The sequence below is a fragment of the Sphingomonas sp. CCH9-F2 genome (genome assembly GCF_001556735.1).
GTDB classification, from domain to species: Bacteria; Pseudomonadota; Alphaproteobacteria; order Sphingomonadales; family Sphingomonadaceae; genus Sphingomonas; species Sphingomonas ginsenosidimutans.
On record NZ_LSJO01000299.1, the window covers coordinates 1 to 4,430 of the forward strand.

The window sequence follows — 4,430 nt, forward strand, 5'->3', positions numbered from 1 at the left end:
CAGCTTCGCCACGCGAGTGCGGCGCGCGGGCGGGCGGCGGGTGGCGGTGGGACGCGACGGGCGCACGCATTCGCCGCTGCTGGAAGTCGCGCTCATCGACGGGCTGACCGCGGGCGGGGTGGACGTGGTGCGCATCGGCCTGGGGCCGTCGCCGATGCTCTATTTCGCGGAAGCCACGCTAGAAGTGGATGGCGGCATACAGGTAACGGGCAGCCATAATCCCGCCGAGGACAATGGCTTCAAGCTGGTACTTCGACACGACAGCTTTTTCGGGGAGGATATCCGCGATCTCGCCCGGATCGCCGCCGCCGGCGACTGGGAAAGCGGCGCCGGGACCGTCACTGACGCCGACGTCGCCGACACCTATGTCGCGCGGCTGCTCGCCGGCTATGCCGGGGGCGCGTTCCGCATCGGCTGGGACGCGGGCAGCGGCGCCGCCGGGCCGGCGATCGAACGGCTGACGCGCCGGCTGCCCGGCGAGCATCACCTGCTGTTCTGCGACGTCGACGGCACCTTCCCGCATCACCACCCCGATCCCACGGTCGAGGACAATCTGGCGCATCTCAAGGCGTTGGTCGCGGACAAGAAGCTCGATTTCGGACTGGCTTTCGACGGCGACGGCGACCGGATCGGCGCGGTGGACGGCGCGGGGCGCGTGCTGTGGGGCGACGATATCCTGTCCATTCTGGTGCCGCCGCTGCTGGCGCGGATGCCCGGCGCGACGATCGTCGCCGACGTGAAGTCCAGCGACACGCTGTTCGACCGGATCGCCACCCTGGGCGGCCGGCCGGTGATGGGCCGGACGGGGCACAGCCAGATGAAGCGCCGGATGAAGGAGACCGGCGCGCCGCTGGCCGGCGAATTGTCGGGCCATATCTTCTTCGCCGACGATTATTTCGGGTTCGACGATGCGCTGTACGCCGCGATCCGGCTGATCCACGCGGTCCATCTGTCGGGCATGTCGCTGGCCGCGCTGCGCGATGCCGCCCCGCCGCGCCGCGCCACGCCGGAGATTCGCGTGCGCGTCGCGGAGGCGGACAAGACGGCGATCGTCGCGGCTGTGGCCGCGCGCGTGGCGGCCGAGGGCGCGCGCGTCGACACCACCGACGGCATCCGCGTGTCCACCCCCGACGGCTGGTGGCTGCTGCGCGCATCGAACACGCAGGCGGCGCTGACGCTGCGCGCGGAGGCGCGCGACGCCGGGGGACTGGCACGGTTGCTGGCGGCGATCGACACGCATCTGGCGGCGGTGGGCGTGGCGCGCTGATCCATCGCTCGCTTGGCGCGGCGAAGCGGACTGGCTAGAGCATCGGGATGGACCGTATCCTTATCCGCGGCGGCCGCCGCCTGAACGGCAAGCTCCCCATTTCCGGCGCGAAGAACGCCGCGCTCACGCTGATGCCCTGCGGGCTGCTCACCGACGAGCCGCTGACGCTGCGCAACCTGCCGCGGCTGGCCGATGTCGACGGCTTCGGCCACCTGCTCAACCAATTGGGCGCATCGACCACGATCGAGGGCAGCCGGCCAGAGGATTTCGGCCGCGTCATGACGATCCGCGCCGGGCAGCTGACCTCGACCGAGGCGCCCTATGACATCGTGCGCAAGATGCGCGCGTCGATCCTGGTGCTCGGCCCGATCCTGGCGCGTGCCGGGCAGGCGCGCGTGTCGCTGCCGGGCGGCTGCGCGATCGGCAACCGCCCGATCGACCTGCACCTGAAGGCGCTGGAGGCGATCGGCGCCGAACTGGAGATGAGCGCGGGCTACGTCACCGCCACCGCCCCCGGCGGGCGGCTGTCGGGCGGGCGGTATCGCTTCCCGGTGGTGTCGGTCGGCGCGACCGAGAATGTCGTGATGGCGGCGGTGACCGCGAAGGGCGCGAGCCGGATCGAGAATGCCGCGCGCGAGCCGGAGATCGTCGACCTGTGCCGCTGCCTGGTGGCGATGGGCGCGCGGATCGACGGCATCGGCAGCGAGACGCTGGAGATCGAGGGCGTCGCCGAGCTGCACGGCGCCACCTATGCGGTGATGCCCGACCGGATCGAGGCGGGCAGCTACGCCTGCGCCGCGGCGGTCGCCGGGGGCGAAGTGGAGCTGACCAACGTCGACGTCGCGTCGATGGGCGCGACGTTGACCGCGCTGCGCGAGGCGGGCGTCGGGATCGAGGAACGTCGCGATTCGATCGTCGTCAGCAGCGACGGCCAGCTCAAGCCGCTGACGCTGACCACCGCCCCCTACCCCGGCTTCGCCACCGATATGCAGGCGCAGTTCATGGCGATGCTGTGCAAGGCGGCGGGCGCCAGCGTGCTGACCGAGACGATCTTCGAGAACCGCTACATGCACGTGCCCGAACTGGCGCGGATGGGCGCCGACATCCAGGTGCGCGGGCGCACTGCGGTGGTGAAGGGCGTCGACCGGCTGGTCGGCGCGCCGGTGATGGCGACCGACCTGCGCGCGTCGATGAGCCTCATCATCGCCGGGCTGGTCGCCGAGGGCGAGACGAGCGTCGCGCGCGTCTATCACCTCGATCGCGGGTACGAGCGGCTGGAGGAGAAGCTGTCGGCGGTCGGCGCCGATATCGAGCGCGACGGCGGCGGCTGAGGCGGGGCGCGGCGCGGAAACGTCGCCCCGGCGAAGGCTGGGGCATCTAGCGGCTCTGGCTGCCCGCTGTCACCGTGAGATCCCGGCCTTCGCCGGGATGACGAATGAGTGCCGAACGTCTCGACCACATATGGCGAGGGTACGTGACGCGCCCCCCGCCGCTACGCCTCGACCCAGCGGCGCAGAAGATTGTGGTAAACGCCGGTCAGCGCCACCGTGGCGCGCGCGTCCTGCCCCTGCGCCGCCGCCACAGCCTGCACCCCCTGGTCGAGATCGAACAGGATGCGCCGCGCGCCGTCGTCGCGCACCATCGACTGGATCCAGAAGAAACTGGCGACCCGCGCGCCGCGCGTCACCGGCTCGACGCGGTGCAGGCTGGACGCGGGATAGAGTACCATATGCCCGGCGGGCAGCCTGACGTGCTGTTCGCCGAACCGGTCCTCGATCACCAGCTCGCCGCCGTCATAGGCGGCGGGATCTTCCAGGAACAAGGTCGCCGACAGGTCGCTGCGCAGGCGGAAGTCGCTGTCGCGGCGCACGCGCACCGCATTGTCGATATGGACGCCGAACGCCTGCCCGCCGGCATAGCGGTTGAACATCGGCGGCCACACCTTCGCCGGCAGCGCGGCGGCGACGAACAGCGGGGTGCGGCCCAGCGCGTCGAGGATGATCGCCCCCGCCTCGCGCGCCGCCGCGCCGCCCTCGGCCAGTTGGGCGTTGCGCTTGGCGAGCGCCGCCTGCGGGCCGGAGGTGGCGTTGCCGTCCACCCACTCGCCCGCATCGACGATCGCGCGCACCCGCGCGACCGCGGCGGCATCCAGGACGTCGGGGATCGCGATCAGCATGCGCGCGACCGTGCCACGATCAGAAGCTGTAGAACAGGCTCAGCACCGCCTGCCGCCGGTCGCCGGGCATCGCCCAGCCGCCGGTGACCACGCCGGTCGTGGCATTGATGTTGTTGCGCACGTTGGTGAGATATTTCTCATCGGTCAGGTTCTGGACGTTGAGCTGCAGCGTCAGCCCCTTGCCGAACGTATAGCCCAGATAGGCACGGTGGATCAGGTAATCGTCCGTCTCCAGCGTGACGTTGTTCGCCAGCACCGGGACATAGGTGGTGAACGCCCCCTGATAGGTCAGGCCATAGCCCAGCTCCAGCCCGAACGGCAGGCGGTAGGTGGTGAACAGGCTGCCCGAATGCGGCGGGGTCTGCACCAGCGGGCGGCCGCGCTGCGGATCGGGGTTGGCCGCCGAATTGCCGCAGCCGTTCGCGCCCGGCGTGCGCAGGCAGTAATCGGATACCGACTGGCGCACCTCGCTGTCGAGATAGGTGTAATTGGCGAAGATCGTCCAGGCGCGCGTCAGGTTGCCCGACGCGCCCAGCGCGATCCCGTCGACGCGGCTGCGCCCGCCCAGCACCTGCACCGTCGGCAGCGCCGGGTCGTTCGACGGTACGCGATAGTTGGTGCGTTCGTTGCGGAACAGCGCCGCGGTCAGCTCCAGCCGGCGCCCGAACAGCCCGGCCTTGGCCCCGACCTCGTAATTGCGCGCCTTTTCGGGCGCCACGCCGCAGGTGTTGGTGACGATCGCGTTCGACACGCTGACGCAGCTGGCGCGCACCGACGCCGACGACGGGGTCAGCGCATTGCCGTAGCCGGCGTACAGGCTGACGTCCTGCACCGGGTGATAGACCGCGCCGACCCGCCACGAAAACAGCCGCTCGCGGTTGATCGCGGGCGCGAGCTGCGCGGGCAGCGGCTGGCTGACGCCCGGCGCCAGCGTGGCGAGCGGCAGGCTGCGGAAATCGGTGCGCTGCTGTTCCCAGCGGACCCCGC

The 4,430-nt window shown here is 70.9% G+C and carries 4 protein-coding genes; 2 read left to right on the forward strand and 2 right to left on the reverse strand.

The genetic code is table 11. The features are described 5' to 3' along the window. Together pgmG and murA are read left to right on the forward strand one after the other, a co-directional pair. The coding region (gene pgmG, locus AX685_RS08880; protein WP_066487676.1) for a phosphoglucomutase/phosphomannomutase PgmG at positions 1 to 1,267 on the forward strand (1,267 nt) is incomplete at its 5' end. 47 nt (positions 1,268 to 1,314) lie between these two features. Next, positions 1,315 to 2,598 (forward strand): UDP-N-acetylglucosamine 1-carboxyvinyltransferase, encoded by a 1,284-nt coding sequence (murA, locus tag AX685_RS08885; protein ID WP_066487679.1) that lies wholly within the window; start codon positions 1,315 to 1,317, stop codon positions 2,596 to 2,598. 161 nt (positions 2,599 to 2,759) lie between these two features. Here murA and AX685_RS08890 read toward each other — a convergent pair whose 3' ends face one another. Both AX685_RS08890 and AX685_RS08895 read right to left on the reverse strand, forming a co-directional pair. Further along, entirely contained in the window at positions 2,760 to 3,443 is a 684-nt protein-coding gene (locus tag AX685_RS08890) for a Fe2+-dependent dioxygenase (protein WP_066487682.1), read from the reverse strand. 19 nt (positions 3,444 to 3,462) lie between these two features. Then, positions 3,463 to 4,430: TonB-dependent receptor (locus AX685_RS08895; RefSeq protein WP_156445736.1), on the reverse strand; the 968-nt coding region annotated here is incomplete at its 5' end.

What these genes read in the sequence shown, in the direction of transcription:
- murA (WP_066487679.1), top strand. Translation starts at nt 1,315, where the DNA reads ATGGACCGTATCCTTATCCGCGGCGGCCGCCGCCTGAACGGCAAGCTC.
- AX685_RS08890 (WP_066487682.1), bottom strand. Translation starts at nt 3,443, where the DNA reads ATGCTGATCGCGATCCCCGACGTCCTGGATGCCGCCGCGGTCGCGCGG.